The organism is Treponema bryantii (genome assembly GCF_900113965.1).
In the GTDB taxonomy this organism is placed as follows: Bacteria; Spirochaetota; Spirochaetia; order Treponematales; family Treponemataceae; genus Treponema_D; species Treponema_D bryantii_A.
Genome location: NZ_FORI01000006.1, coordinates 26,065 through 50,286, shown reverse-complemented (window position 1 = coordinate 50,286; position 24,222 = coordinate 26,065). Strand labels below are relative to the sequence as shown.

Here is a 24,222-nt window from a genome sequence, read left to right as displayed (position 1 = left end):
GCGAAGGCGGGCCTATCGAAACCACCAGTCTATTTATCCCCGTTTCCAAGTCGGACCATTCGGTGTATCAATAATAATAACACCACGGGCAGTCAACTGGTTACGAATTTCATCAGCACGAGCAAAATCTTTTGCTTTTTTTGCAGCTGTTCGCTCAGCAACAAGAGCATCAATTTCTGCTGCCTCAGGATCCCCTGCATGAGAATCTACAGCAGTTTCTGCTCCAGCTGCACCAGAAAACTTAATCTGTTCTGCAAGGGCCTCAAAACCATTCTTAATTACATCAAGACTCAAAACACTGTCCATCTTAAGGAGTGTGGCAAGTGCTATAGAAGCCTTCATTCCACCCTTTGCAGCAGCGGCCTTCTGCATTGCAGCCATTGCAACAGGAGTGGCAAGGTCATTTTCAAGGCCTTCGCGGAACTTATTCATGCTCTCTTCATCAAGGGCAATGCCTGCAAGAACAGAAGCAAAGTTTTCACGTGTAAGGCCAAGACCTTCTTCAGAATTTGCTTTCGAAATCAATTTAGCAACACGGGCATTCAAAGCCGCACGACCATTCTTAGCAGATTCTAGAGCATCCAGAGAAAAAACCAATTGTTTTCTATAATGACCACTCAAAAGGAAGAAGCGGTAATCAAGGGGAGCAAAGCCCTTATCCTTCAAAGAAAAACCTTTGTCTTCCGGCAAAGAAGTCTGCAGGGTAATAAAGTGTCCGCTGGACTTACTCATTTTACCGCCCTCAAGAATAAGGAACTCATTGTGCATCCAGTAATCAACCCATGGACCTTTAGCTCTCTCAGCCTCATCAAAAGAACCTTCCGACTGAGCAATCTCGTTAGTATGATGTACCGGCACATGGTCTATACCGCCAGTATGAATATCAAAATGCTTACCAAGATACTTCATACTCATGGCAGAGCATTCAATGTGCCAGCCAGGATAACCACGACCCCATGGAGAATCCCAGGTCATCGCCTGATCTTCGAACTTAGACTTAGTAAACCAGAGAACAAAGTCACCAGGATTACGCTTATTTTCATCAACAACAACAACCTTACGCTTACCAGCTCCGGCCTTAAGTTCATCAAGATTCAAATTTGCAAGTTTACCATAATCAGGGAAAGTAGATATATCAAAATAAAGATTTCCACCAGCCATATAAGTGTGGCCCTGTGCCTCAATCTTCTTAATCAGTTCAATCATATCATCAATATGCTCAGTAGCCTTGCAGATTACATCCGGATGGCGGATATTCAAAGCATCAATATCCTTCATAAAAGCGTCAGTATAATACTGAGCAACTTCAAGTACACTCTGGTGACGTTCAGCCGCAGATTTTTTCATTTTATCTTCGCCTTCATCATTATCTCCAGTCAAGTGACCAACATCAGTAATATTCATAACATGCTTTACGTCATAACCTAAAAACTGCAGAGTCTTATCAAGTATGTCCCAACAGACATAAGCACGAAGATTTCCCACATGTGCGTAATTGTAAACTGTAGGACCACAACCATAAAAACCAGCATGTCCTTCAACAAGTGGCTTAAACTCTTCCATTTTGCGTCCCATAGTATTGTATAATCTCAGTGCCATATTAAATCTCCTTATAAGGGGCTGCACCCCTAAGACCCGCTTTATTTCCTTCAATTATACAATTTTCCAACCTCTTAAACAACACACACCTTTTCCCAAAACCTTTTTCACATTATAATAATCTTATGATAAATTTCCTTGCTTCAATGCTAAAAACAGCAAAAATTCCTTATAAAGAAAACGAACTGCTCGCACCAAAATCAACCTTTAAGGTAGGCGGTACAGCAAGATTATTTATCACCCCGGAAACTCCAGCGCAGCTGGAATCTGTAATAAGCGCCGCACGCTCCGCAGAACTTTCTTTTTTTGTAACAGGCGGAGCAAGTAACGTTGTTTACCCTGATGGAACCTACGAAGGCGCAATTATTTCTACACAGCAAATCAAAGAAATCTTTTATGATTCTGATGAAACAACCCCAGATGGGTCAGTTCTGGTAACCTGCCAGTGCGGAGTTCCAATGGCAGCCTTTGTTGATTTCTGCACTAAAAAGAATCTCAGTGGCGCAGAACAGTTTGCAGGTCTGCCTGGAACTGTCGGCGGTGCCGTTTATATGAACGCACGCTGTTTTGACCGTTCTGTTAGTGATATTTTATACTCTACAACGCACATTGAATATACCGGCGAAAAAGCAAAGTTTGTTGAACTTCCTTTTAATGCCTCAGACTGGGAATATAAAAAATCACCATTCCAGGCACACACTGCAGAAGATGGCTCACAAATTACACAGCGTTACCTCACCCAGGCAACCTTCCGTCTCAGGCCTGCCGGCGCCGCCGCCCACGAACAAATTGTCGCAGACTGTAAAAAATACATCGCCGAACGCGTAGATAAAGGTCATTTCAAATATCCGAGCGCCGGCAGCGTTTTCAAAAACAACCGGGCTTTCGGTGCCCCAAGCGGAAAACTCATAGACGACTGTGGACTCAAAGGGCTTGCTGTCGGCGGCGCCCAAATTGCACCTTTCCACGGCAATTTCATCATAAATACAGGCAGCGCCACTGCCGCCGACATCCGTTCCTTAGTCCAGGCCGCCCAAAAAGCCGTTAAAGAGAAATTCGGCTTTGAGCTGGAACCAGAAATCATTTTTGTCCAGAATAATTGAATAATTCACTAATTGACAAATAAAAATTCTAAATTTATACTTATATATTGAATAATCTTAGGAGAGTACACTCTTGCTGCAGTTACAAATCGTTAGTTTCAGAAAAGGTTCTTATCTCGTCGTAGAAGGCAAGGAAAATACCGATCATTTTTATATTATCCAGAAAGGTAACGTACAATGTATGAAATCTTCTGGCTCTGGCCTTGCCCCTACAATGTATGGACCCGGAGACTTCGTTGGTGTAGTACCTTGTATGTCTGACCACCTTCAGATTGAAACTGCAATTGCCACAACAGACGTAATGGCAATCTCTGTACGCAAAGATCAGTACCCTGAACTCATTTCACAGAACACTCCAGTTGCTCTTAAAATCATCAAAACCTTTGCAAACCGAATGCGTGTTATGAATGAAATGCTTACAAAGGCAACTCTCCACTCTGTAGTTCAGGACACCTACGAACAAATTTTCAAAGTAGCTTCTTTCTATGAACAGAATGCACTCCCAGATGTTGCTGTTTTCGCATATTATCAATATCTCAAAACTAAACCTCAGGGACCTAATGCAGATCTTGCAAAACAGAAGTTTGTAGCACTTAAGCCTAAAACACACGCAGTTTATTTTGAACCTACAGCAGAACCTTCAAGACAGTATCCAAAAGATACAATGATCTTCTCTGAGGCTCAGTCTGGTTCAGATATGTTTATTATTCAGAGAGGTGAAGTTTCAATTACTAAGGTTGTAAACGGAAATGAAGTAACCCTCGCAGTACTTAAAAAAGGCGACATGTTTGGTGAAATGGCACTTATCGAAAACAAGCCACGTTCTGCCAATGCCCTCGCCCATAGCGACTGTACTCTTATGGTTATCAACCGTTCCAACTTTAACCAGATGGTAGCAACACAGCCTCAGCTGGTAGCAAAACTTACAACCACTCTTGCTGACCGCCTCTGGTCTATGTACCGTCAGCTGGATAATGCTGCACTTCATGAACCACTTGCCAAAATGCTTGATATGCTTTCTCTTCAGCTTGAAAAACAGCGCGTAAAGCTTGGTCTCTCAAAAGTTTCTATGCAGACTGAATTTACTCCAAAAGACCTTGCAAACATGTGTGGAATTGAAAATCAGAATCAGCCAAAAGCTATTTACGATTTTGAAAATTACAACCAGATTCGCATTGAAAACGGAAAAATTTTCATTAAAGATGCACAGGAAGTTATGAAGGCTGCTGCTTTCTATCGTAAACAAAATAAATAAATTATAAAAATTATCTTCCGATAATCTAAATATGATTCCGTTCAAGAAGAAATTTACTATCCTCATTTCAATTTCTGCTCTATCAATATGTTTATTTGCAGAAAGTCTACCACATGGCTATAAAGAAATAAAATTAGGAATGAGTCTTGAAGAAACCAAAGAAACTCTTGTAAAAAATCCCGAGTTTGGCTACCACGGCGACAGGGACGTATCTCTTATTCCACATTCAAGCAAAACCTTAATCGAAACAGATGCTGAACGCGGCATGGGCTCAGATTTTCTAACCCGCTGCTGGTTCCAGTTCTCTTTTGATGAGCTTTATATAATCACAATCAACGTAAATCCTGAAAAAATGGATTATTACAGCATTTTCAAAAAGCTCACAGAAAAATACGGAGAACCAACAAGCTTTAATCCACAGTCTGCAACCTGGAAAGATGATGAAGTTACAATGAGCCTTGAAAAACCTCTTACTCTTAAATACATAGACAATAAGATTTTTGATCAGACTCAGAATTACTCAAACATCCAGGCATCTCCAACAGAAATAACTCAGGAAATGTTCCTCGACGAACTTTAATAAACACCCAGTGGTTTCGGTCCCTGAGTGAAGTCGAAGGGCGAAACCACAATAATGGAGCTCTTATGAAAAAGTCTATTTTTATACTTTCTTTACTTCTTCTTACCCCATTTCTTTCCTGCAAAACCAAAAAACTCCCTGTTCAGGACGTAAAAATCATCCGCCAGGACGGAACAGAGTTTATTGTTAAGGCAGAAATGGCTATAAAAGCAGAAGACCGTAATCATGGTTTTATGGAACGTAAAAATATTCCGGATGGAACAGGTATGCTTTTTGTTTTTGAACGCGACCAGATTCTTTCCTTCTGGATGCACAATACACCACACCCGCTTTCAATTGCCTACATCGATTCAAAAGGAAAAATCCGCGATATTTTTGATATGAATCCTTACAGCACAGATTCAATTTTGAGTACAGTGTCTGTGCGTTACGCCCTGGAAGTCCCACAAGGCTGGTATAAAAAAAACGACATCACCACTGGTGACACCGTCGTACTTCCTTAAATATTCACACACCACGTCATTGCGAGGAGCGCAGCGACGTGGCAATCCATTTATTCTCCAACTTCTAATTTAGCAAGTTCACTCGCCGCAATTCTATCCTTAGGATCAAACTCAAGCACAGCAGTAAAATAATTACGCGCTTCCTGCTTATTTCCCATTGCAAGCGCAAGATAACCAAGATTTGACATAATCTTTGTGCTTTCAGGCTCCATTGCAAGTGCCTTCATAAGACACTTCTGAGCTTCTGCAAAATCCTTTTCCTGAACATAACACAATGAAAGTTCATTATAAGTATCTGCATTGGTGTCTCCACCATATTTCAGAGCCTCAAGGAAAGCCTGTTTAGCGTCAGAGAAGCGTTCAAGACGTCTGAGTCCCCAGCCAAGCATAAACCAGCCGTTCCAAACCTTAGGATTGCTCTGTAGGAAGTCTCTAATTTGCTCAAGGCCTTTTTCTTCCTGACCGCTTGAAATCAAATCATATGCAGCCTTAAAAGACTCATCTTCCATATTCTGGTTATTAATATTATTGATGATTTCCTGAGCACGTTCTTTTTTATAAACACCGTTCTCACCCATATCCTCATCACTTGTTTCACAGGTAAGTGCAAGATATGTTTCAAAAGCATCCTTTGCTTCACGGTATTTATGCTGCTTCATGTAATAAAAACCAACATTAAAATATACATCTGGAAGTGGTGGCTCAGCATTCATAGCCTGTTCATAATATGAATATGCATCTGCATCATAAGCATCAGCATCATCAAAAAGACCAGAGTTTCTGTAAGAGTCTGCACGCTGGTCAAGGAACAAAGCCATATTAAGAATGATTGCAACATCTTCAGGATCAAAGCCTATAAGGGCACGGAAGATTTCTTCTGCAAGGTCAAAATCTTCATTCTTTGTTTTAAGAATTGCCGCCTCACAAAGTTCTTTCTTAAGATTAGGCTTAATCTTTTTAAGAATTGAGCGGTAATAATCAAGATTTGTATTCTTTGAATCGTAGGCAAGAATTGTAAGCATACCTGCAAGAATCTGTTCAGGTTCAATTGCCTTAGGATCAAAGTTTTTGCCTTCTTCGCCTGGCTTTTTCTGTACCGGCAACGGAATTGTCGGATCAATTTCAAAAGAATTACAAGATGTAAGTTGAATTGATGGAATGTTAATAAAATAAATCGATTCCAATGGGTTTGATGGATTCATAATAATACCACTTAAAAATTTGATTTAGACAGCCTGTTAGTTAGCTGCAGTCGGATTTGCAGCTGCCTGCTGTGCAGATACTGCCTGAGCATCAGCAGTTTTCTGTTCAGCAGCGGCCTTCTTTGCAGCTGCTGCAGCTTCTGCCTTTTCTTCAGCTGCTTTGTTGTTAATCTGGTTCTGAATCAACTGCTTTTGGTAAGAAGTAATATAGCTGTTGATATGGAACTTATAGGTCATAGGAATTTCGTCTGGAATGAATTCAATATGAACAATTGAAATATCCTTACGACCAGGTAAGAAATCTGAATTCTTGATTACACCAGGAAGCGAAATCTTTTCATTTGTATCTATAAAGAACAGACGCAAATCTACAGCCTTATTCTCAAGGAACTTTGGAATTCCTACGAGCATTGCCTTAGCACCACCAAAAGAAATATCTTTAAGGATACACTTTCTAGGAACTCCTGCAATAAAGATGTAAGACTCCTCTTTTGGAATATTCAAGAGACGAAGTGAGTTATCATTAATTGCGATTCTTTCTTCCTTACGGTTCTGGAAGTTCTCATTTACTTCAATAAACTCGCCTATACGAAGAATCAAATCATCAGGCGGACGCTGTGTAAATGATAAAGTTACCAATGCAAGTTCGTTCGAATCCTGAAATGGTTTAATATCAATTACAGTACAATTTACAGAAAACTGAATAGGTTCATTATTCTGATCAAAAAAGCAGTATCTGATACTGATTGGTGCACTTCTGTTTTTCTGAACAGTTGTAAAGATACCACTAGAAGTTCCAATAATAACCTTAGCCTGCTGAAGTGAAGACGAGTTTATGATACAAGGCCATTGACCACCATTACTTTTAAGATAGATCTGACGTGGATCAATGCGCAGAGATTTTAAATTTGCCTTTGTAAAAACAATTTCCTTATCACGATAATAATCGTAATATCTGGAAATGTGATGACTGGTTGCTACACTCATTACTCTATAATTATATTTCAACTTGCCTTTTCTTTCAAGGCAAACTAATTAAGAAAATCACCCTAAAATAAAAAAACCGCCATCCGATATTGATGACGGTTTATAATGTCTGTAAAACAGAACTTACTCAGCAGCAGCTGGAGTTTCTTCTGCAGGAGCTTCAGCAGCAGCTGGCTTTGCCTTTCTTGCTTCTACGCGAGCTTCATTCTTGAGCTTAGCGTTGCAGAACTTACAAACATTTACAGTCTGACCATTAATTTCCTTTTCCCAAAGAACTTTGATATCTGTTTTACCACAGATAGCACATGTTCCTCTTCCGTGTGCAGGTAATGATCTAATTCCAGATCCACGATGGTTCTTTGACATATTAAACTCCTATTTAGCTTAGTTAGCAGGAGCTTCTTCTTTCTTTTCAGAAGCTTTCTTTGTTGTAGTTTTCTTTGGCTTAGCCTCAGAACTTGCATCCTTTGCCTTAGCTGCAGGCTTTTTACTTTCAGCTTTCTTAGCAGGCTTTTTTTCTTCAGACTTGTCAGCATCAAGCTTATAGTCTACCAGCTCAAGAATTACAACATCTGCAGCATCGCCCTGACGATATCCAAGCTTAAGAACACGAGTATAACCACCGTTTCTTTCCTTCATGCGAGGACCAATCTCTGTGAAAAGCTTGTTCAAGATCTTTTCATCCTGAATAAACTTTGCAGCTTCACGACGATTGTGTACAGTATCTTCTTTTGCTCTTGTAATGAGTTTTTCAGCAGATTTTCTTACTTCAAGAGCCTTAGATTTTGTTGTAGTAATACGCTCATATCTGAAGAGCGAAGTTACCATATTGCGTGACATAGCACGACGATGTGCTGTTGTACGTGAAAGCGGATTAAAACCATTTCTATGATTCATCTGTTTCTTCCTTCTGCTTTATAATATTGGCAGCATTCTTCAGATGACTGTAATCTGTCATACCAAGTGTAAGGTTCCATTCCTGGAGCTTTTCCTTGATTTCCTGCAGACTCTTCTTTCCAAAGTTTCTTGTCTTTGCAATGTCATCTTCAGTCTTCTTAGTTAATTCGCCGATTGTACGAATATTTGCATTCTTTAAACAATTTGATGAACGTACTGAAAGTTCGAGTTCCTCAACAGGAGTATTAAGAATAGTCTTAATAGTCTCATCTCCTTCATCACTTTCATCACCACCAGAAATCTCACTATCGTTGAAGTTGATAAAGATAGCAAAGTGGTCTTTAGCGATCTTTGCAGCTTCTCCAAGTGCATTTACAGGTGAAATTGTTCCATCAGTCCAAATCTCAAGAACAAGCTTATCGTAGTCATTACGCTGACCTACACGACAAGGCTCAATAGAATATTTTACTTTTGGAACAGGAGTGAAAATGGCATCCATAGGAATTGTACCAACAACTTCTATGTAATGTTCATTAGTTTCAGCAGGTACGTATCCCCTACCAAGGTCTACCTGAATTTCAATATCAAGCTGAGCACCTTCCATCATTGTAAAGATCACCTGATCTTTAGTCTTGATATCAAGTTTTCCCTCTCTTGCAAAATCATCACTCTTTACTACACCAGGACCTTTGAACTCATACTGAATAGTGTCTGATTCAACGTCCTCTGGCAAGCACAACCGTATCATCTTAAGACTATTGATAATCTCAAGAGTATCTTCAGCTACATTTGGAATTGCTTCAAATTCACTGGAAATAATATGAGAGATTCCACTTTCATCATAAGATGTAATACGGATAGAGGTAATTGCATAACCTTGGATAGATGACAACAATACTCTTCTTAAAGTGTTTCCAACTGTTGTACCAAAACCTGTTTCAAACGGGTAGGCATAAAACTTCTGATAATTCGGATTGGTACTGTCAATCGGTTCAAATGAAATACCTTTAGGTTTTTTGAAACCTTTAAGCAAGTTTTTGCGAGCCATCTAAACTCCTCTTTATTATTTAGAATAATATTCAACAATAAGGTTCTCTTTAACTGCGTAGTCAATATCTGTACGAGCAGCCAAGCTTACAACCTTTCCAGTAAATTTCTCAGCATCTACTTCGAGCCAACCAGGAACAACTTTGTCGCCATTAGCGAGAACAATTGTCTTGATTCCAGCAGAAGCTCTGCTTTCTTCTTTGATGGAAATTACATCGCCTACTTTTACGAGGTAAGAAGGAATATCAACCTTCTTTCCATTTACAGTAATGTGGCCATGGCTTACCATCTGTCTTGCCTGCTGACGAGTCTTAGCAAATCCCATTCTATAAACAACATTGTCAAGACGAGATTCAAGAATCTGCAGCAAAACTTCACCAGTTACGCCAGTCTTTTTTGTAGCCATTACATAGTACTTGCGGAACTGCTTCTCGAGAACACCATAGATGAAGCGGAGCTTCTGCTTTTCTGTAAGCTGAAGACCGTATTCAGACTTCTTAGCGCGTCTAACTTCTTTCTGATTTCTCTTTGATTCCTTTGTATAACCCATTACAACTGGGTTGATACCCAAGGCTTTACATCTCTTTAAGAGAGGCTGTGTGCTTTTACCCATAACGTATTCTCCTTAAGATTTACATGCGTCGAGTCTTACGAGGACGACAGCCATTGTGAGGAATTGGAGTAACATCAGAAATAGACTTTACTCTCAAGCCCATAGCACCAATAGAACGGATAGCGTTTTCACGACCCATTCCTGGTCCCTTTACATAAACGTGAACTTCACGCAAACCATAACTAGCAGCCTTCTGCAAAGCTGTTTCAGCAACAGACTGAGCGGCAAATGGAGTAGATTTCTTTGCTCCACGGAATCCGAGTCCGCCTGAAGATGCCCAAGAAAGAGCATTTCCCTTCATATCTGTTACAGTTACGATAGTATTATTGAACGTAGCCTGGATATAAACGTTTCCTTCGTATACGCTCTTTTTTTCCTTTCGTTTCTTAACGGTAGCCATTAATTATTCCTCCGCCTTATGCTTTCTTCTTGTTAGCAACAGTCTTCTTCTTACCCTTGCGAGTACGTGCATTTGTACGAGTTCTCTGACCGCGTACTGGAAGACCTCTCTTGTGACGAAGACCACGATAGCAACCAATATCCATTAAACGCTTAAGGTTAAGACCGATTTCAGAACGGAGACGTCCTTCTGTCTTGTATTCAGCGTCAATGATTTCACGAATCTTAGCCAATTCATCCTGTGTAAGATCGTTAGCCATTTTTGTTGGTTCAATCTTTGCTTTTTCGCAGATTGCATCTGCTGATGAACGGCCGATACCATAAATATAAGTTAAAGCAACTCTTACGTGCTTGTTAGGGATATCAACTCCCGCAATTCGAGCCATCTGTTTCTCCTTAAGCCTTAGCCCTGTCTCTGCTTATGTTTTGGGTTTGAACAAATGATACGAATAATACCATTTCTCTTAATAACCTTACACTTGTCACAGATAGGTTTTACACTGGTTCGTACTTTCATATAAAAGCCCCCATGAGAATATTTTTACCGAATTTTAGGCACCTCGCAATGAGAGCAATTCGGTAAAAGATAATATATCACATATTCCCAGTTCTTTTCTACTGCTAATTCACGAATTTTCTAAAAATTCTTTTAGAGATTTCGTGATCTGATTTTGCCCTTCTTTGTAAGTCCTTCATGATGATGCATTTTAAGGAGAGCCTCAACCTGACTCATTGTATCAAGATCAACACCAATCAAGATGATAAGTGAAGTTCCTCCCATAAGCTGTGCAACTGACTGCGGGAATCCAAACCAGCTCTGAATGAGTGTTGGGATAATTGCAATCAAAGCAAGGAACAATGAACCTGGTAATATAAGTCTGTTCAATATTTTTGTAAGGTATTCTTCTGTCTTATCTGTACGCACACCCGGAATGGAGCCGCCGTTTTCACGGATGTTCTTTGCGATTTCAGTAGGGTTCAGGGTTACCTGAGTGTAGAAGTAAGCAAAGAAGATAATAAGAATTACCAACAATAAATTGTACCACTTTCCATTAGGAGTAAGAACTCTTGCGATAGAACTAATCCATCTTGCAGAATTTTCTCCCTTTGCGACTGACTGTACAAACATCAGAGGCATTGTAAGGATTGAGTTTGCAAAAATCAAAGGAATAACGTTTGATGGGTTAACCTTGAATGGAATATATGTGCTCTGTCCGCCATACATTTTTCTTCCTACTACGCGCTTAGCATAGTGAACAGGAATCTTTCTCTGGCCTGACTCTTCATAAATTACCAATCCGATAATTGCAATGAACATGATGATTACAAGGATTACAAATACAAGCTGAATCTCGCCAGCCTTAACTTTCTGAGCAAGCTCAACAATTGCGTTAGGCAAGCGGGCTACGATACCTGCAAAAATCATCATTGAAATACCATTTCCTATACCACGAGCTGTAATCTGGTCGCCTAACCAAACAGCAACCATAGATCCAGTTGTAACAGTTACGAGGAAGAGAGCCTTGAAAGCCATCTTGTTCTCGAGAACGATACAACCAGGGATACTGTTTGCATAAACTGACATACCCCAAGCCTGGATGATACAAACAATGATTGTACCAATACGTGTGTACTGAGCAATCTTTCTCTGACCACCGTCTTCCTGAGATATGCGTTTAAGGGACGGGAAAATAATCACAGCAAGCTGCATGATAATCTGCATAGAGATATAAGGCATTACACCAAGCATCAAAATAGAGAAGTTTGAGAAAGCTCCTCCTACGAAGAAGTCCATATAACTGGCGAATGCGTTTTTGTTCTGCGCAGCTAAATCGTCAAAGTATTTAATAAGAACGTTAGCATCGATTCCTGGTACTGTAATTACAGATCCCAAACGGAAAACTGCGAGAATCAGGAATGTAAAGAACAAACGGTCTCTTATTTCTTTAACTTTAAACATATTTACAATTGGATTGCTTGCCATGTTCTACTCCGCCTTATTTTGCTTCTTCTGCAGATGCTTCAGCAGTTTTTACTGATCCACCAGCTTTTTCGATTTTTGCTTTTGCAGATTCAGAAACCTTATCAACTACAACGTTCAATTTCTTTGTAACGTCGCCGTTTCCAAGGATCTTTACGAGAGGAGCACTCTTCAAAGAGATGAATCCCTTTGCTGCGAGAGCTGCCTTATCTACTGTTGCACCGTCATCGAACTTTGCATTCAGAAGCTCAACATTTATACATACATATTCTTTCTTAAAAGGATAGTTTGAGAATCCCTTGCGAGCGATACGTCTGTAAAGAGGCATCTGTCCACCTTCAAAACCTACGTAAGGACCAGCCTTACCAGATCTTGACTGCTGACCTTTGTTACCCTTACCAGCAGTTGTACCGAGTCCTGAAGAAGAACCACGTCCAACACGCTTAGGATTTTTGTTAGCACCCTGAGGAGCGCTAAGAATTGGATTGTACTCTGCCATTTTAGATCTCCTCTACCTTTACCAAGTGTGATACAGCAGCAACCATTCCGCGAACAGCGTCTGTGTCTGGGAGAGTGTTAGAAGAAGAAATCTTCTTAAGTCCAAGACTACGAACTGTTGCTTTCTTTTCTGGTTTCTGACCAATTACGCTTTTAATTAATGTAACTTTCAACTGTTTAGCCATACATTAACCCCACAACTCGTCAAGAGTTTTACCTCTGTTGGCAGCAACCTTCTTAGCGTCCATAAGCTTTGAGATAGCGTCAAATGTTGCGCGAACAACATTTACTGCTGAGTTAGAACCCAAAGACTTAGACTGAACGTCTGTTGCACCAGCTGCATCCATAATTGCACGTACAGTACCACCAGCGATAATTCCAGTACCGGAACAAGCTGGCATAAGCAATACTTCAGAACTCTTGTATTTACCAATGATTTCGTGTGGCAAAGTGCCGTTCTTCATAGGAATTACTACAAGATTTCTCTTTGCACGATCAATACTCTTCTTAATAGCTTCAGATACGTCGTTAGCTTTACCAAGTCCGTATCCTACGCGACCTTTTCCATCTCCAACAACAGTAAGAGCAGAGAAAGACATACGACGTCCACCCTTTACAGTCTTACATGTTCTGTTAAGAGTAACGAGTTTTTCTACAAACTCCTTCTCTTTTGGATCTTTATCAAAGTTTTTCTGATGTTCCATAGTAACTCCTAGAATTCGATACCAGCTTTACGGGCACCATCAGCGAAAGCTTTTACAACACCATGGTACAAGTAACCATTTCTGTCGAATACAACCTTAGTTACATTCTTGTCCTTAAGGCGTGCTCCGAAAGCTTCACCAAGCTTTGCAGCTCCATCAGTATTTGGCTTAAGAGCAGCAAATTCTTTTTCCAAAGTTGAGATTGAAGCTAAAGTCTTTCCTTCATTATCATCAATTACCTGAACAGAAATGTTCTTGTTGCTGCGAGTGATAGTCATTCTTGGTCTATCAGCAGTTCCGAAAATTGACTTACGGATATGAATCTTTCTGTGCAAGCGTTTTCTGTTTTTATCGTTCATTTTCTTAAACATATAGCTTCACCTTATTTAACACCAGTCTTACCGACTTTACGTCTGATAACTTCGTTGTCATAACGAATACCCTTTCCTTTGTAAGGTTCAGGTTTTCGTAACTTACGAATCTGAGAACTGAATTCTCCAACCAACTGCTTGTCGATACCTGTAATTGTAAGCTTTCCATCTGGAGTTGCAACAACTGTAAGTCCTTCTGGAATGATTGCAATGTAGTCACTTGAGTAACCCAGGTTCATTACAAGTTCTTTACCTTTTACTTCTGCACGGTAACCAACACCAGTGATAACGAGTGTCTTTGTGAAACCATCAGTTACACCCTTTACCATGTTGCTGATAAGGCTTCTGTAAAGTCCATGATAAGCATTTGTCTGCTTAGCATTGTTCTTAGTTGTAAGAACTACTTCTGAGCCTTCAACCTTGATATCAATTTCGTCATGGAAATTCTGTTTAAGTTCGCCTTTTGGTCCCTTTACAGAAATAAGTCCGTTTGCAACGTTTACTGTTACACCTGCTGGAATAGCAACAGGAAGTTTACCTACTTTAGACATTTCTTCCTCCCCCTATTACCAAACAGTACATACCAATTCGCCACCAACCATCTTTTCAGAAGCTTTCTTACCAGTTGTTACACCAGCAGAAGTTGAAACGATGATTGTACCATAACCGTTGTAAACACGTGGCAAATCTTTGTAACCAGAATAAACGCGGCGACCAGGTGTAGAGATTTTCTTAACACCATGGATTACCGGATTATTATCATCATCATATTTCAAGAAAATGCGAAGTGTGTTCTTACCTTCTTCCTGAATCTTCTTAAAGTTTTTGATGTATCCTTCTGTCTTGAGAATCTTAACGATTTCAAGCTTAAGTTTTGATGCAGGAACATCTACTTTCTCGTGGCGGGCCATAGCCGCATTACGAACCTTTGTGAGCATGTCTGCTACTGGATCTGATGCACTCATTCTATTCTCCTACCAACTAGATTTTGTTACGCCAGGAAGCTGGCCTTCGCTTGCCAATTTGCGGAAGCAGATACGACACATCTTAAACTTACGCAAATATCCACGTGGACGACCGCAAATCTGGCAACGATTGTATTCACGTGTTGCGTACTTCTGTTTGCGGGCTGCTTTAATTAACAATGATTTCTTTGCCATACTTCACCTACTTGCGGAAAGGCATATTGAACTTTGTAAGAAGTGCCTTTGCTTCAGCATCTGTGTTTGCACTTGTTACAAAAGTGATATTCATACCAGCAATCTTTGTAATCTTATCGAAGTCGATTTCTGGGAATATCAACTGTTCAGTAATACCAACTGAGAAATTTCCGTGTCCGTCAAAACCAGTTGCTTTGATTCCGCGGAAATCCTTAATACGTGGGAAAGCAACATTGATGAGACGATCAAGGAACTCATACATAATGTCACCACGCAATGTTACCATTGCGCCCACTTCATTGCCCTCACGCAGTTTGAAGTTAGCGATACTCTTCTTTGCCTTTGTCTTAACAGCCTTCTGACCTGTGATTGCTGTGAGGTCAGCTACTGCGGCATCAAGGAGTTTCTTATTTGTGAGAGCTTCACCAACACCCATACTTACAACAATCTTCTTAATTGCAGGAATCTGCATTGGAGTTGTGTAGTTGAACTCTTTCATAAGAGCAGGTGCGATTTCGTCTTTATAGACTTTCTTAAGCCGAGGTACGTAATTTGCCATTACAGAACATCTCCACATTTACGGCAAACGCGAACTTTCTTGTCGCCGTCGATTTTATAACCAATCTTTGTAGGACCGCATTTTTTACATACGATTGCTACATTTGAAATATTAAGAGGAGCTTCGATCTCAGCGATACCACCCTGATCCTGCTGGCTTCTCTTCTTCATTGCCTTCTTAACGATATTTACACCAGAAACAACAACACGTTCTTTCTTGAGGTCAACGCGAACAACTTCGCCGCGCTTTCCCTTATCTTTTCCGGCAATTACTTCTACTGTATCGTTCTTGCGGATTTTTGATTTAGTCAACATATTCATTTCTCCTTAAAGAACTTCCGGAGCAAGTGAAATGATCTTCATGAAGTCCATATCACGGAGCTCGCGAGCTACAGGTCCGAAAATACGTTTTCCCTTAGGGTTCTTGCTATCGTCAACGATAACACAAGCGTTATCATCGAAACGGATATAAGTTCCGTCTGGGCGACGGTATTCTTTTGCCTGACGTACAATTACAGCTTTCTCAATTGTACCCTTTTTGATAGTAGATGTAGGAATTGCATCCTTAATAGCTACTACTACGATATCGCCGATACCTGCGTATCTGCGATGTGAACCGCCGATAACCTTAATACACTGAGCAATTTTAGCTCCAGAGTTATCAGCAACTGTCATACATGACTGCATCTGAATCATAATTCTAACTCCTTCGCTTATTTAGCACGCTCAATTACTTCTGCAAGGCGCCAGCACTTGTTCTTGCTGAGCGGTCTGCATTCAACGATTCGCACTGTATCACCTACATGAGCATCATTGTTTTCATCATGAGCCATGTACTTCTTAGATCTAGTAACATACTTCTTGTAAAGACGGTCCATTTTCTTTGATGAAATTGTTACTACAATTGTTTTGTCCATCTTTTCTGATGTAACAAGTCCAACAAATGAACGTTTTGCAGTCTTTACAGTCTGAACAGCATTCTCTTCCACAGTTCAGCTCCTACTTATTTTCTCCGGCGAGTTCTTTCGCACGGATAAACGTATTCAAGCGTGCGATTTCGCGGCGCATAGTACGTTTCTGCATTGGGTTATCTACATGGGAAATTACCATCTTGAAACGGAGATCCATGTATTCCTTTTTCAGCTCGTCACGTTTTGCTACGAGTTCTTTATAAGACAGTTCTTTATCGTTCTTTTTCTTTGAATCAGCCATCTTATTCCTCCTAGTCGCGTGTTGGCTTTACAGCAATCTTTGTAATAACTGGAAGCTTATCTGCAGCGAGCTCAAGAGCTCTGTGTGCGAGATTAATATCTACGCCTCCAACTTCAAACAAAATCATTCCCGGTTTGATAACAGCTGCCCAGTGATCTGGAGCACCCTTACCCTTACCCATACGAACTTCAGCTGGCTTCTTTGTAATTGGCTTGTCTGGGAATACACGAATCCAAACATTACCTTTACGATCCAACTTACGGTTGATGGCAACACGGGCTGCCTCGATTACTCTGGCATCGAGCCAGGTTGGTTCCATTGCAACAAGTGCAATCTCACCAAAATCAATGTTGTTATCGCGTGTCGCATTTCCTTTTTCACGACCGCGCTGTACCTTACGGTGAATTACTCTTTTTGGACTAAGTGGCATAACTAACTCCTTGCCTTTTTAGCAGGTTCAGAACCCTCAGTCTTTTCAGCTGCCTGACGAGCTGGACGTCTTGGTTTCTTAACGAGCTGACCAGCATCTTCATTGTGGTCGATACCATAGTTCATACCATTGTAAACCCATACCTTAATACCAATTTTACCGTATGTAGTAAGAGCTTCGTATGTACCATAGTCGATATCAGCACGAAGAGTATGAAGAGGTACACGTCCTTCCTTGTGCTCTTCAGTACGAGACATATCTGCTCCACCGAGACGACCACTAAGACGAACCTTTACACCCTGTGCACCAGCACGCATAGCATTGCTTACAGCCTGCTTCATTGCCTTGCGGAATGAACCACGACCAACAAGCTGACGACCAATATTCTGAGCAATCAGGTTTGCATTCAAATCTGCACGCTTGATTTCCTTAATCTTGATCTGAACTTTCTTTGTAAGCTGCTTCTGAATATCTGCACTAATCTTTTCGATTGATGCACCTTTAACACCAATAATTACACCTGGACGAGCTGTATGAATTACGATTGTAACGCGCTGTGGATGGCGTACAATTTCAATCTCAGCTATATCAGCATTTTTACACTCTGGGAGCTCAGATACCAGCTTACGGATCTTAATATCTTCCAGAACTAAATCTGCATATTCACGTGGATCTGCATACCAGCGTGACTGCCATGTCTTGTTTACGCCAAGGCGCAAACCAATAGGATTAACTTTCTGTCCCACTTTATTCCCCCGCCTTCTCGTCAACGATGACGGTAATATGACACATACGCTTCAAAAGCTGATCTGCACGACCACGTGCGCGGAACCATACTCTCTTGAGTCTTGGACCTTCATCAACTCTGATTTCTTTTACGTAAAGCATATCTTCATCCAACTTACTGTTCTGGTTAAGTGCATTTGCAGCAGCAGACTTCAAAGTAGCGCTAATCAAAGTTGCACCTTTCTGTGGCATGTTTGCCAAGATAGCCATAGCTTCAGTGTAGGATTTCTGATTAATTACATGTGCAACAGGGCGAACCTTTGTTGGAGATGCAATCAGGAACTTAGAAGTGGCTACATAACCTTTTTTCTCAGCCATAATATCCACCTATTTATTAGCCTTTAGAGGCAGTTTTGTCTGAACCACCATGGCCCTTGAATGTACGAGTTGGTGCAAATTCACCAAGCTTATGTCCAACAAGGTTTTCTGTAATATATACAGGAATCCATGATTTACCATTATAAACAGAGATTGTGTTTCCAACCATCTCTGGGATTATTGTAGAGCAGCGAGAATATGTTTTAATCATTTTTCTGTCTGCTTCTTTATTCATTGCCTGAACCTTTTTGTAAAGTGATTTCTCTACGAAAGGTCCTTTCTTAACAGATCTTGACACGATTATCTCCTCGCCAACTACTTCTTACGACGACTAACAATGAACTTGCTAGAAGTCTTTCTCTTGTTACGAGTCTGGTAGCCCTTACAAGGCTGTCCCCAAGGAGTAACTGGGTTACGTCCCTTACCAGCACCTTCACCACCACCAAGTGGATGATCAACAGGGTTCATAGCCATACCACGAACTGTTGGACGGATACCCATCCAGCGCTTGTGACCAGCTTTACCGAGCTTAACGTTCATGTGCTCTTCATTACCTACAACACCGATTGTAGCGTAGCACTTTCCGTTAATCTTTCTCATTTCACTTGAAGGCAAGCGAACGATAACGTAGTCACCTTCGCGACCTGCAATCATTGCACTAGCACCAGCTGAACGAACAAGCTGTCCGCCCTGACCAAGTGTAAGCTCAATGTTATGAATAGTAAAACCAACTGGAATTGCATTCAGAGGAAGTGCGTTTCCAACTGTTGGAGCTGCGTTTTCACCAGAAATAACCTTCTGTCCAACCTGCAGTCCCTTTGGAGCGATGATATAACGTTTATCACCGTCTGCATAATAAATCAAAGCGATGTTAGCACTTCTGTTTGGATCGTATTCGATTGTCTTTACGGTTCCAGGAATTCCGTGCTTATCACGTTTGAAATCTATATCACGATAGCGTCTCTTGTGACCGCCGCCCTGATGACGTACAGAAATACGACCACCAGCTCCGCGTCCTGCATGAGACTTACGACCTGACACCAAAGTTTTCTCGGGTCTATCAGTTGTCAGTTCGTCACGACGCAAGTCTACACGTCCACGTGTACCTGCTGTCATTGGCTTAAATACTTTAAGAGCCATTTTATATCCCCTTAATTCCTACCAGATTATACACCTTCGAAAGCTGCAATTGTTTCGCCTTCAGCGATACGTACGATAGCTTTCTTGTAAGATGCTGTACGACCTGGTTTTCCACGAAGTCGTTTCATTTTTCCAAGCACATTCATTGTTGTGCAGTCAACTACTTTTACCTTAAACAAGCGTGTTACAGCTTCTTTAATCTGTGTCTTTGTAGCATCTGGGTGAACGATGAATACATATTTGTTCTGTTCACGCAACATGCTTGCCTTTTCAGAAACAACAGGCTTAATAAGAATATCTTCGTAATTCATTATTTAGCCTCCTTATCTTCAGCATAAAAGTCAGACAGATTCTTTACTGCAGACTCAAGAATAATTACCTTGCGTCCATAGAAAAGTGTGTGTGCTTCAAGACGGTTGTAAGCAAGGAATGAGAGGTTAGGAATATTGCGTCCTGCCTGCTTAATCTTTGCATCATCATCTTTAAGGATAAGAACTGTTCTTTCGTCTTTAGCAAAGTTCTTGAGAATAGTTACCAAGTCCTTTGTTTTTCCGCTTTCTACAGTAAAATCCTCTACAACAGTAAGTCTGTCGCCCTGAGCGTGTGCGCTCAAGATTGACTTCATTGCAAGTCTTTTTTCTTTCTTTGGAATTGAATAGCTGAAATCTCTTGGTTTTGGTCCAAAAATTGTACCACCACCTACAGTGATTGGAGATTTCTTATCACCACGACGTGCGTTACCAGTACCCTTCTGTTTGTAAGGTTTATTGTTAGAACCATGTACTTCAGCACGAGTCTTAGTACAAGCTGTACCAACACGTCTGTTTGCTAATTCATTTGTAATAGCGTAATAGATTACGTCGTCATTAACTGGAAGACCGAATACTTTATCATCAAGAGTGATTGTACGCAGTTCTTTACCAGAAGTTGAATATACTTTCTTTTCCATATTCTATCTCCTATTTCTTTACTGCGGACTTCACGATGAGTGTACAGTCCTTATTTCCAGGAACAGCACCGCGAACCATAATTACTTTGAGCTCTGGATCAACTTTAACAATCTTCAGATTCTGCACAGTAACTCTTTTGAATCCCATGTGTCCAGGAAGCTTAATATTCTTGAATGAGTGACCTGGAGTTGTACATTCTCCTGTACCACCCGGCTCACGATGGAACTTAGAACCGTGTGTAGCACGTCCACCATGGAAGCCCCATCTCTTCATAACACCCTGGAAACCCTTACCTTTTGATGTAGCTGTTACATCGAGGAAACGACTACCTTCAAAGAGCTCAAGACCAACAACATCTCCAATGTTTACTTCTTTTTCGAAGTTGCGGAACTCTTTCAAGTGGCGCTTTGGAGTAATGTTCTCTGGGAATTGTCCGGCATATGCCTTGCTTGCTCTTGAAGCTTTCATATCATCAAGACCAAGAACAACTGCATCATAACCGCAATTTTCCTTTGTTTTCTTGGCAACAACAACATTTGGCTCGACCTGGATTACGGTTACTGGTGTCAGATTTCCGCTTTCGTCGAATATCTGTGTCATGCCAACTTTCTTTGCAATCAGACCTTTCATTCTGATATCTCCTATTTGGGATTTTGCTACTAACTATTCACAAAACTCCCTAATTATTCTCAGGCCGTCATCCCAAATCCAGAGGGACCGTACCTATTAAACTAAAAAAAATCTGTAATTACTGTGTAATTACTACATCTACACCGGCAGGAAGCTCAAGCTTCATCAGTGAATCCATAACATCCTGTGAAGGATTCATTATGTCAATAAGGCGTTTGTGTGTACGCATTTCAAACTGCTCACGTGACTTCTTGTTTACGTGTGGTGAGCGAAGTACAGTCACCTTGTTGATTCTTGTAGGAAGAGGGATAGGGCCTGAAACCTTAGCTCCCGCTTTCTGTACTGTCTGCACGATGGCTTTAGCACTCTGGTCGATCAGCACTGCATCAAATGCACGAAGTCTGACACGAATCTTTCCATTAGCCATTTAATTTTACTCCTTTTTCACAACTAACAGACTGATAAGCAATACCAGCCTGTTAGTTTGAAAAAAATCTTAACTATTCGATAATCTTTGTTACCTGTCCAGAAGCGATTGTGTGACCGCCTTCACGGATAGCGAGTTTAAGACCTTCGTCCATAGCGATTGGGTGAATAAGTTCACCGATAACTTTTACGTTATCGCCTGGTTTTACCATGTCTGTACCAGCTTCGAGTTCGATTGTACCAGTAATATCTGTAGTTCTGAAGTAGAACTGTGGGCGATATCCTGTGAAGAATGGAGAGTGACGTCCACCTTCTTCCTTTGAAAGAACGTAAATCTGAGCTTCGAACTTTGTGTGTGGAGTGATAGACTTTGGTGCAGCAAGAACCTGTCCGCGAACAACGTCTTTCTTTTCAATACCACGGAGAAGGATACCAACGTTATCACCAGCCATACCCTGATCAAGAGTCTTCTGGAACATTTCGATACCTGTTACAGTTGTATCAGCTGTTGGGCGGATACCTACGATCTGTACAGCATCGTTCATATTTACAACACCACGCTCGATCTTTCCTGTTACTACAGTACCACGACCAGAGATAGTGAAGATGTCTTCGATTGGCATCAAGAATGGTTTCTGATCATCACGAATTGGATCATCGAACCATGTATCCATAGCTGTAAGGAGCTCTTCGATACAAGCTGTGTTTTCTGGAGTTGGGTCATTCAAAGCCTTGAATGCAGAACCCTTAATGATTGGTGTTTCTTCAGAGAAACCATATTCCTTAAGAGTATCTTTTACTTCTTCTACTACGAGTTCGAGAAGATCTGGATCATCAACCTGATCAACCTTGTTCAAGAATACGATGATCTTTGGTACACCTACCTGACGAGCAAGAAGCAAGTGCTCACGTGTCTGTGGCATAACTGAATCTGGAGCAGATACTACGAGGATAGAACCATCCATCTGAGCAGCACCAGTAATCATGTTCTTAATATAGTCAGCATGTCCTGGACAGTCGATGTGAGCATAGTGTCTCTTGTCTGACTGATATTCCAAGTGACGAGTATTGATTGTAATACCACGCTCTTTCTCTTCTGGAGCGTTATCAATTTCGTCATACTTAAGGGCCTTATCACCATATTTGTTAGCACAATATGTAGTGATAGCAGCTGAAAGTGTAGTCTTACCATGGTCTACGTGACCAATAGTACCAACGTTCATGTGAGGTTTAGTTCTAACGAACTTCTCCTTAGCCATGTTTTTCTCCTTGCCGGATTTAATTTCGTTTTGACCCGGCATATTTATTTTTTTATGTGCTGCACTTTAAGCCAGAATATGCAGATTTCCTTTACCAGGAGCTGACATATTCGCAGACACACTATTTGAACGAGTAGATAAAGATTGATAGAAACGGATAAGAAACATATTTCAAAAACATTCCATATTATTCGAAATGTTCCAACCCGGTACCACCGATCATTATCACCTGATTGACAACTGGTCTGGTATATTCGAGTTTGCCTTTACCGGCGTCAGGAATACCCATAATCTGTTGTCTATATAATAATCACCAACGGTGAAAATTAACCGCATTAAGGGCCGCAACTACCTGAAAATCATTTCTGATTAACTTTACGGTGATGCCAGACTTGAGAGCTTGTGCTTATTCAAATCTGCCTGACTTCTCAAAGAACCCAATACCCCTATAAATTCAAAAAAGGGCAAGTTCAAACAATATACAAAATTTAAAAAATAAATTCAAGAGCTATTATTGAGTTTTATTGAAAATAATGCAGTTTTTCGCATTCTGTTCAATAACCCAATTTACATAAAAAAAACGGGTGGCACTTTTCAGCACCTCCCGTTTTATGACTTAGGCAGTTATTAAACTACCATCTGTAGTGAGCAAAAGCCTTGTTAGCTTCAGCCATCTTATGTACATCTTCACGCTTCTTGTAAGCAGTACCTGTATTGTTGTAAGCATCAAGAAGTTCAGCAGCAAGTGTATCTGCCATTCCGTGTCCGCTTCTTGAACGAGCTGCATCGATGATCCATCTCATTGCAAGTGCTTCACGACGTGATTCACGGATTTCCATTGGAACCTGATAAGTAGCACCACCAACGCGGCGTGACTTAACTTCTACCATTGGCTTTACATTTTCAAGAGCCTTAAGAAGAACTTCCAAAGGATCCTTGTCTGTTTTAGCCTTAAGGTTGTCCATTGCTTCGTAGATGATCTTTGTACAGATAGATTTCTTTCCGTCAAGCATCATACGGCAAACGAACTTTGATACAACCTTTGAGTTGTATTTTACATCCGGCAACATCGGACGTTCGATTGATTTCTTATGTCTTCCCATCTTAGTCCTCCATTATGCCTTAGGTTTTTTAGCACCGTACTTAGAGCGTCCGCGTTTGCGGTCTTCAACTCCAAGGGTATCTTTTGTACCACGGATGATATGATAACGTACACCAGGAAGGTCCTTTACACGACCACCGCGTACTAAAACTACTGAGTGTTCCTGCAAGTTGTGTCCAATACCTGGAATGTATGCAGTAACTTCAATACCATTTGACAAACGAACACGCGCAATCTTTCTGAGCGCAGAGTTTGGTTTCTTAGGTGTCTGAGTCATTACACGAGTGCAAACACCACGTTTCTGTGGACAGCCTTCGAGAGCTGGAGCTTTTGTTCTGTTTGCAGCAGACTTACGACCCTGATGAATTAATTGGTTAATTGTAGGCATCGCCTAGTTCTCCTGTTTGTTCCGGTCAGCACCCCGGAAATATTTCAAAACCCTTCAAAAAGGATAGGTTTAACGATTATAGTAAATTCAAAAAATGAATTCAACTGAATTTCAATGAATTTAT

39 protein-coding genes are annotated in these 24,222 nt (G+C 40.8%); 4 read left to right on the top strand and 35 right to left on the bottom strand.

All coding sequences use genetic code 11. From position 1 onward, the window contains the following. Window positions 1-33: 33 nt before the first annotated feature. Window positions 34-1,599: a cysteine--tRNA ligase gene (gene cysS / locus BM161_RS08620; RefSeq protein WP_074931738.1), complete on the bottom strand. Its 1,566-nt coding sequence runs from the start codon at window positions 1,597-1,599 to the stop codon at window positions 34-36. Between the two features lie 125 nt (window positions 1,600-1,724). Here cysS and murB point away from each other — a divergent pair, with 125 nt between their 5' ends. The 4 genes from murB (at window position 1,725) to BM161_RS08600 (ending at window position 5,040) form a co-directional block, all read left to right on the top strand. Then, entirely contained in the window at window positions 1,725-2,702 is a 978-nt protein-coding gene (gene murB, locus BM161_RS08615; RefSeq protein WP_083425739.1) for a UDP-N-acetylmuramate dehydrogenase, read from the top strand. A gap of 73 nt (window positions 2,703-2,775) precedes the next feature. Then, window positions 2,776-3,957, top strand: coding sequence for a Crp/Fnr family transcriptional regulator (locus BM161_RS08610; RefSeq protein WP_074931734.1), 1,182 nt, complete (start codon window positions 2,776-2,778; stop codon window positions 3,955-3,957). A 31-nt stretch (window positions 3,958-3,988) separates the two neighbouring features. Next, window positions 3,989-4,537: a hypothetical protein gene (locus BM161_RS08605; protein ID WP_074931732.1), complete on the top strand. Its 549-nt coding sequence runs from the start codon at window positions 3,989-3,991 to the stop codon at window positions 4,535-4,537. A gap of 65 nt (window positions 4,538-4,602) precedes the next feature. Then, a complete protein-coding gene (locus BM161_RS08600) occupies window positions 4,603-5,040 on the top strand; it encodes a DUF192 domain-containing protein (protein WP_074931729.1) in 438 nt (145 codons plus the stop codon). Between the two features lie 50 nt (window positions 5,041-5,090). Here BM161_RS08600 and BM161_RS08595 read toward each other — a convergent pair whose 3' ends face one another. The 34 genes from BM161_RS08595 to rpsL all read right to left on the bottom strand — a co-directional run bounded on the left by BM161_RS08595 (window position 5,091) and on the right by rpsL (window position 24,098). Continuing rightward, window positions 5,091-6,242 (bottom strand): tetratricopeptide repeat protein, encoded by a 1,152-nt coding sequence (locus BM161_RS08595; RefSeq protein WP_074931726.1) that lies wholly within the window; start codon window positions 6,240-6,242, stop codon window positions 5,091-5,093. A gap of 36 nt (window positions 6,243-6,278) precedes the next feature. After that, window positions 6,279-7,229, bottom strand: a complete 951-nt coding sequence (locus BM161_RS08590; RefSeq protein WP_074931724.1) for a PilZ domain-containing protein — start codon at window positions 7,227-7,229, stop codon at window positions 6,279-6,281. Between the two features lie 123 nt (window positions 7,230-7,352). Continuing rightward, a complete protein-coding gene (locus BM161_RS08585; protein ID WP_074931721.1) occupies window positions 7,353-7,595 on the bottom strand; it encodes a hypothetical protein in 243 nt (80 codons plus the stop codon). An 18-nt stretch (window positions 7,596-7,613) separates the two neighbouring features. Then, the gene (rplQ, locus tag BM161_RS08580) at window positions 7,614-8,126 is read right to left on the bottom strand and encodes a 50S ribosomal protein L17 (protein WP_074931718.1); all 513 of its coding nucleotides are present in this window, start codon (window positions 8,124-8,126) and stop codon (window positions 7,614-7,616) included. Continuing rightward, on the bottom strand, window positions 8,116-9,174 hold the full coding sequence (locus BM161_RS08575; RefSeq protein ID WP_074931715.1) for a DNA-directed RNA polymerase subunit alpha: 1,059 nt from the start codon (window positions 9,172-9,174) through the stop codon (window positions 8,116-8,118). Before BM161_RS08575 ends, rplQ begins: the two co-directional genes overlap by 11 nt. A 15-nt stretch (window positions 9,175-9,189) precedes the next feature. Further along, window positions 9,190-9,786 carry a 30S ribosomal protein S4 gene (gene rpsD, locus BM161_RS08570; protein ID WP_074931713.1) on the bottom strand — a complete coding sequence of 199 codons (597 nt, stop codon included), beginning with the start codon at window positions 9,784-9,786 and terminating at the stop codon, window positions 9,190-9,192. A 19-nt stretch (window positions 9,787-9,805) separates the two neighbouring features. Beyond that, window positions 9,806-10,186 carry a 30S ribosomal protein S11 gene (gene rpsK, locus BM161_RS08565; RefSeq protein WP_022931779.1) on the bottom strand — a complete coding sequence of 127 codons (381 nt, stop codon included), beginning with the start codon at window positions 10,184-10,186 and terminating at the stop codon, window positions 9,806-9,808. A 16-nt stretch (window positions 10,187-10,202) separates the two neighbouring features. After that, complete coding sequence (gene rpsM / locus BM161_RS08560) at window positions 10,203-10,571, bottom strand: 30S ribosomal protein S13 (protein ID WP_074931710.1); 369 nt, start codon at window positions 10,569-10,571, stop codon at window positions 10,203-10,205. A 17-nt stretch (window positions 10,572-10,588) separates the two neighbouring features. Beyond that, window positions 10,589-10,702, bottom strand: coding sequence for a 50S ribosomal protein L36 (gene rpmJ / locus BM161_RS08555; protein WP_074641226.1), 114 nt, complete (start codon window positions 10,700-10,702; stop codon window positions 10,589-10,591). 132 nt (window positions 10,703-10,834) lie between these two features. Continuing rightward, window positions 10,835-12,169, bottom strand: coding sequence for a preprotein translocase subunit SecY (gene secY / locus BM161_RS08550; protein ID WP_074931708.1), 1,335 nt, complete (start codon window positions 12,167-12,169; stop codon window positions 10,835-10,837). 13 nt (window positions 12,170-12,182) lie between these two features. Then, a complete protein-coding gene (rplO, locus tag BM161_RS08545) occupies window positions 12,183-12,665 on the bottom strand; it encodes a 50S ribosomal protein L15 (RefSeq protein ID WP_074931705.1) in 483 nt (160 codons plus the stop codon). 1 nt (window position 12,666) lies between these two features. Then, a complete protein-coding gene (gene rpmD / locus BM161_RS08540; RefSeq protein ID WP_022931783.1) occupies window positions 12,667-12,849 on the bottom strand; it encodes a 50S ribosomal protein L30 in 183 nt (60 codons plus the stop codon). Between the two features lie 3 nt (window positions 12,850-12,852). After that, on the bottom strand, window positions 12,853-13,368 hold the full coding sequence (rpsE, locus tag BM161_RS08535; RefSeq protein ID WP_074641232.1) for a 30S ribosomal protein S5: 516 nt from the start codon (window positions 13,366-13,368) through the stop codon (window positions 12,853-12,855). 8 nt (window positions 13,369-13,376) lie between these two features. After that, window positions 13,377-13,739 (bottom strand): 50S ribosomal protein L18, encoded by a 363-nt coding sequence (gene rplR, locus BM161_RS08530; protein WP_074931702.1) that lies wholly within the window; start codon window positions 13,737-13,739, stop codon window positions 13,377-13,379. A gap of 11 nt (window positions 13,740-13,750) precedes the next feature. Beyond that, a complete protein-coding gene (gene rplF, locus BM161_RS08525; protein WP_074931698.1) occupies window positions 13,751-14,290 on the bottom strand; it encodes a 50S ribosomal protein L6 in 540 nt (179 codons plus the stop codon). A gap of 15 nt (window positions 14,291-14,305) precedes the next feature. Further along, on the bottom strand, window positions 14,306-14,704 hold the full coding sequence (gene rpsH / locus BM161_RS08520) for a 30S ribosomal protein S8 (protein ID WP_074641238.1): 399 nt from the start codon (window positions 14,702-14,704) through the stop codon (window positions 14,306-14,308). A gap of 9 nt (window positions 14,705-14,713) precedes the next feature. After that, a complete protein-coding gene (locus BM161_RS08515) occupies window positions 14,714-14,899 on the bottom strand; it encodes a type Z 30S ribosomal protein S14 (RefSeq protein WP_022931788.1) in 186 nt (61 codons plus the stop codon). 7 nt (window positions 14,900-14,906) lie between these two features. Next, entirely contained in the window at window positions 14,907-15,458 is a 552-nt protein-coding gene (rplE, locus tag BM161_RS08510; RefSeq protein ID WP_074931694.1) for a 50S ribosomal protein L5, read from the bottom strand. Beyond that, window positions 15,458-15,772 (bottom strand): 50S ribosomal protein L24, encoded by a 315-nt coding sequence (rplX, locus tag BM161_RS08505; protein ID WP_074641241.1) that lies wholly within the window; start codon window positions 15,770-15,772, stop codon window positions 15,458-15,460. Before rplX ends, rplE begins: the two co-directional genes overlap by 1 nt. A gap of 12 nt (window positions 15,773-15,784) precedes the next feature. Next, window positions 15,785-16,153: a 50S ribosomal protein L14 gene (gene rplN / locus BM161_RS08500; RefSeq protein WP_022931791.1), complete on the bottom strand. Its 369-nt coding sequence runs from the start codon at window positions 16,151-16,153 to the stop codon at window positions 15,785-15,787. 17 nt (window positions 16,154-16,170) lie between these two features. Further along, window positions 16,171-16,446 (bottom strand): 30S ribosomal protein S17, encoded by a 276-nt coding sequence (gene rpsQ / locus BM161_RS08495; RefSeq protein WP_074931691.1) that lies wholly within the window; start codon window positions 16,444-16,446, stop codon window positions 16,171-16,173. Between the two features lie 10 nt (window positions 16,447-16,456). Next, complete coding sequence (gene rpmC, locus BM161_RS08490) at window positions 16,457-16,669, bottom strand: 50S ribosomal protein L29 (protein ID WP_022931793.1); 213 nt, start codon at window positions 16,667-16,669, stop codon at window positions 16,457-16,459. Window positions 16,670-16,679: 10 nt separating this feature from the next. Further along, window positions 16,680-17,099, bottom strand: coding sequence for a 50S ribosomal protein L16 (gene rplP / locus BM161_RS08485; RefSeq protein WP_074931689.1), 420 nt, complete (start codon window positions 17,097-17,099; stop codon window positions 16,680-16,682). A gap of 2 nt (window positions 17,100-17,101) precedes the next feature. Further along, complete coding sequence (rpsC, locus tag BM161_RS08480) at window positions 17,102-17,845, bottom strand: 30S ribosomal protein S3 (protein WP_074931686.1); 744 nt, start codon at window positions 17,843-17,845, stop codon at window positions 17,102-17,104. Window position 17,846: 1 nt separating this feature from the next. Next, window positions 17,847-18,203 (bottom strand): 50S ribosomal protein L22, encoded by a 357-nt coding sequence (rplV, locus tag BM161_RS08475; RefSeq protein ID WP_022931796.1) that lies wholly within the window; start codon window positions 18,201-18,203, stop codon window positions 17,847-17,849. 16 nt (window positions 18,204-18,219) lie between these two features. Then, complete coding sequence (gene rpsS, locus BM161_RS08470; protein ID WP_022931797.1) at window positions 18,220-18,501, bottom strand: 30S ribosomal protein S19; 282 nt, start codon at window positions 18,499-18,501, stop codon at window positions 18,220-18,222. Window positions 18,502-18,518: 17 nt separating this feature from the next. Beyond that, window positions 18,519-19,343: a 50S ribosomal protein L2 gene (gene rplB, locus BM161_RS08465; protein ID WP_074931683.1), complete on the bottom strand. Its 825-nt coding sequence runs from the start codon at window positions 19,341-19,343 to the stop codon at window positions 18,519-18,521. Window positions 19,344-19,369: 26 nt separating this feature from the next. Beyond that, window positions 19,370-19,654, bottom strand: coding sequence for a 50S ribosomal protein L23 (locus tag BM161_RS08460; protein WP_074931679.1), 285 nt, complete (start codon window positions 19,652-19,654; stop codon window positions 19,370-19,372). After that, window positions 19,654-20,292, bottom strand: coding sequence for a 50S ribosomal protein L4 (rplD, locus tag BM161_RS08455; protein ID WP_074931675.1), 639 nt, complete (start codon window positions 20,290-20,292; stop codon window positions 19,654-19,656). Before rplD ends, BM161_RS08460 begins: the two co-directional genes overlap by 1 nt. A 10-nt stretch (window positions 20,293-20,302) precedes the next feature. Beyond that, window positions 20,303-20,923: a 50S ribosomal protein L3 gene (rplC, locus tag BM161_RS08450; protein WP_074641251.1), complete on the bottom strand. Its 621-nt coding sequence runs from the start codon at window positions 20,921-20,923 to the stop codon at window positions 20,303-20,305. Between the two features lie 118 nt (window positions 20,924-21,041). After that, window positions 21,042-21,350 carry a 30S ribosomal protein S10 gene (rpsJ, locus tag BM161_RS08445; protein ID WP_022931802.1) on the bottom strand — a complete coding sequence of 103 codons (309 nt, stop codon included), beginning with the start codon at window positions 21,348-21,350 and terminating at the stop codon, window positions 21,042-21,044. Between the two features lie 73 nt (window positions 21,351-21,423). After that, window positions 21,424-22,608, bottom strand: coding sequence for an elongation factor Tu (gene tuf, locus BM161_RS08440; RefSeq protein ID WP_074931672.1), 1,185 nt, complete (start codon window positions 22,606-22,608; stop codon window positions 21,424-21,426). Window positions 22,609-23,240: 632 nt separating this feature from the next. Then, window positions 23,241-23,711: a 30S ribosomal protein S7 gene (gene rpsG / locus BM161_RS08435; RefSeq protein ID WP_074931669.1), complete on the bottom strand. Its 471-nt coding sequence runs from the start codon at window positions 23,709-23,711 to the stop codon at window positions 23,241-23,243. Between the two features lie 12 nt (window positions 23,712-23,723). Further along, window positions 23,724-24,098 carry a 30S ribosomal protein S12 gene (rpsL, locus tag BM161_RS08430; protein WP_074641255.1) on the bottom strand — a complete coding sequence of 125 codons (375 nt, stop codon included), beginning with the start codon at window positions 24,096-24,098 and terminating at the stop codon, window positions 23,724-23,726. Window positions 24,099-24,222: the final 124 nt, after the last annotated feature.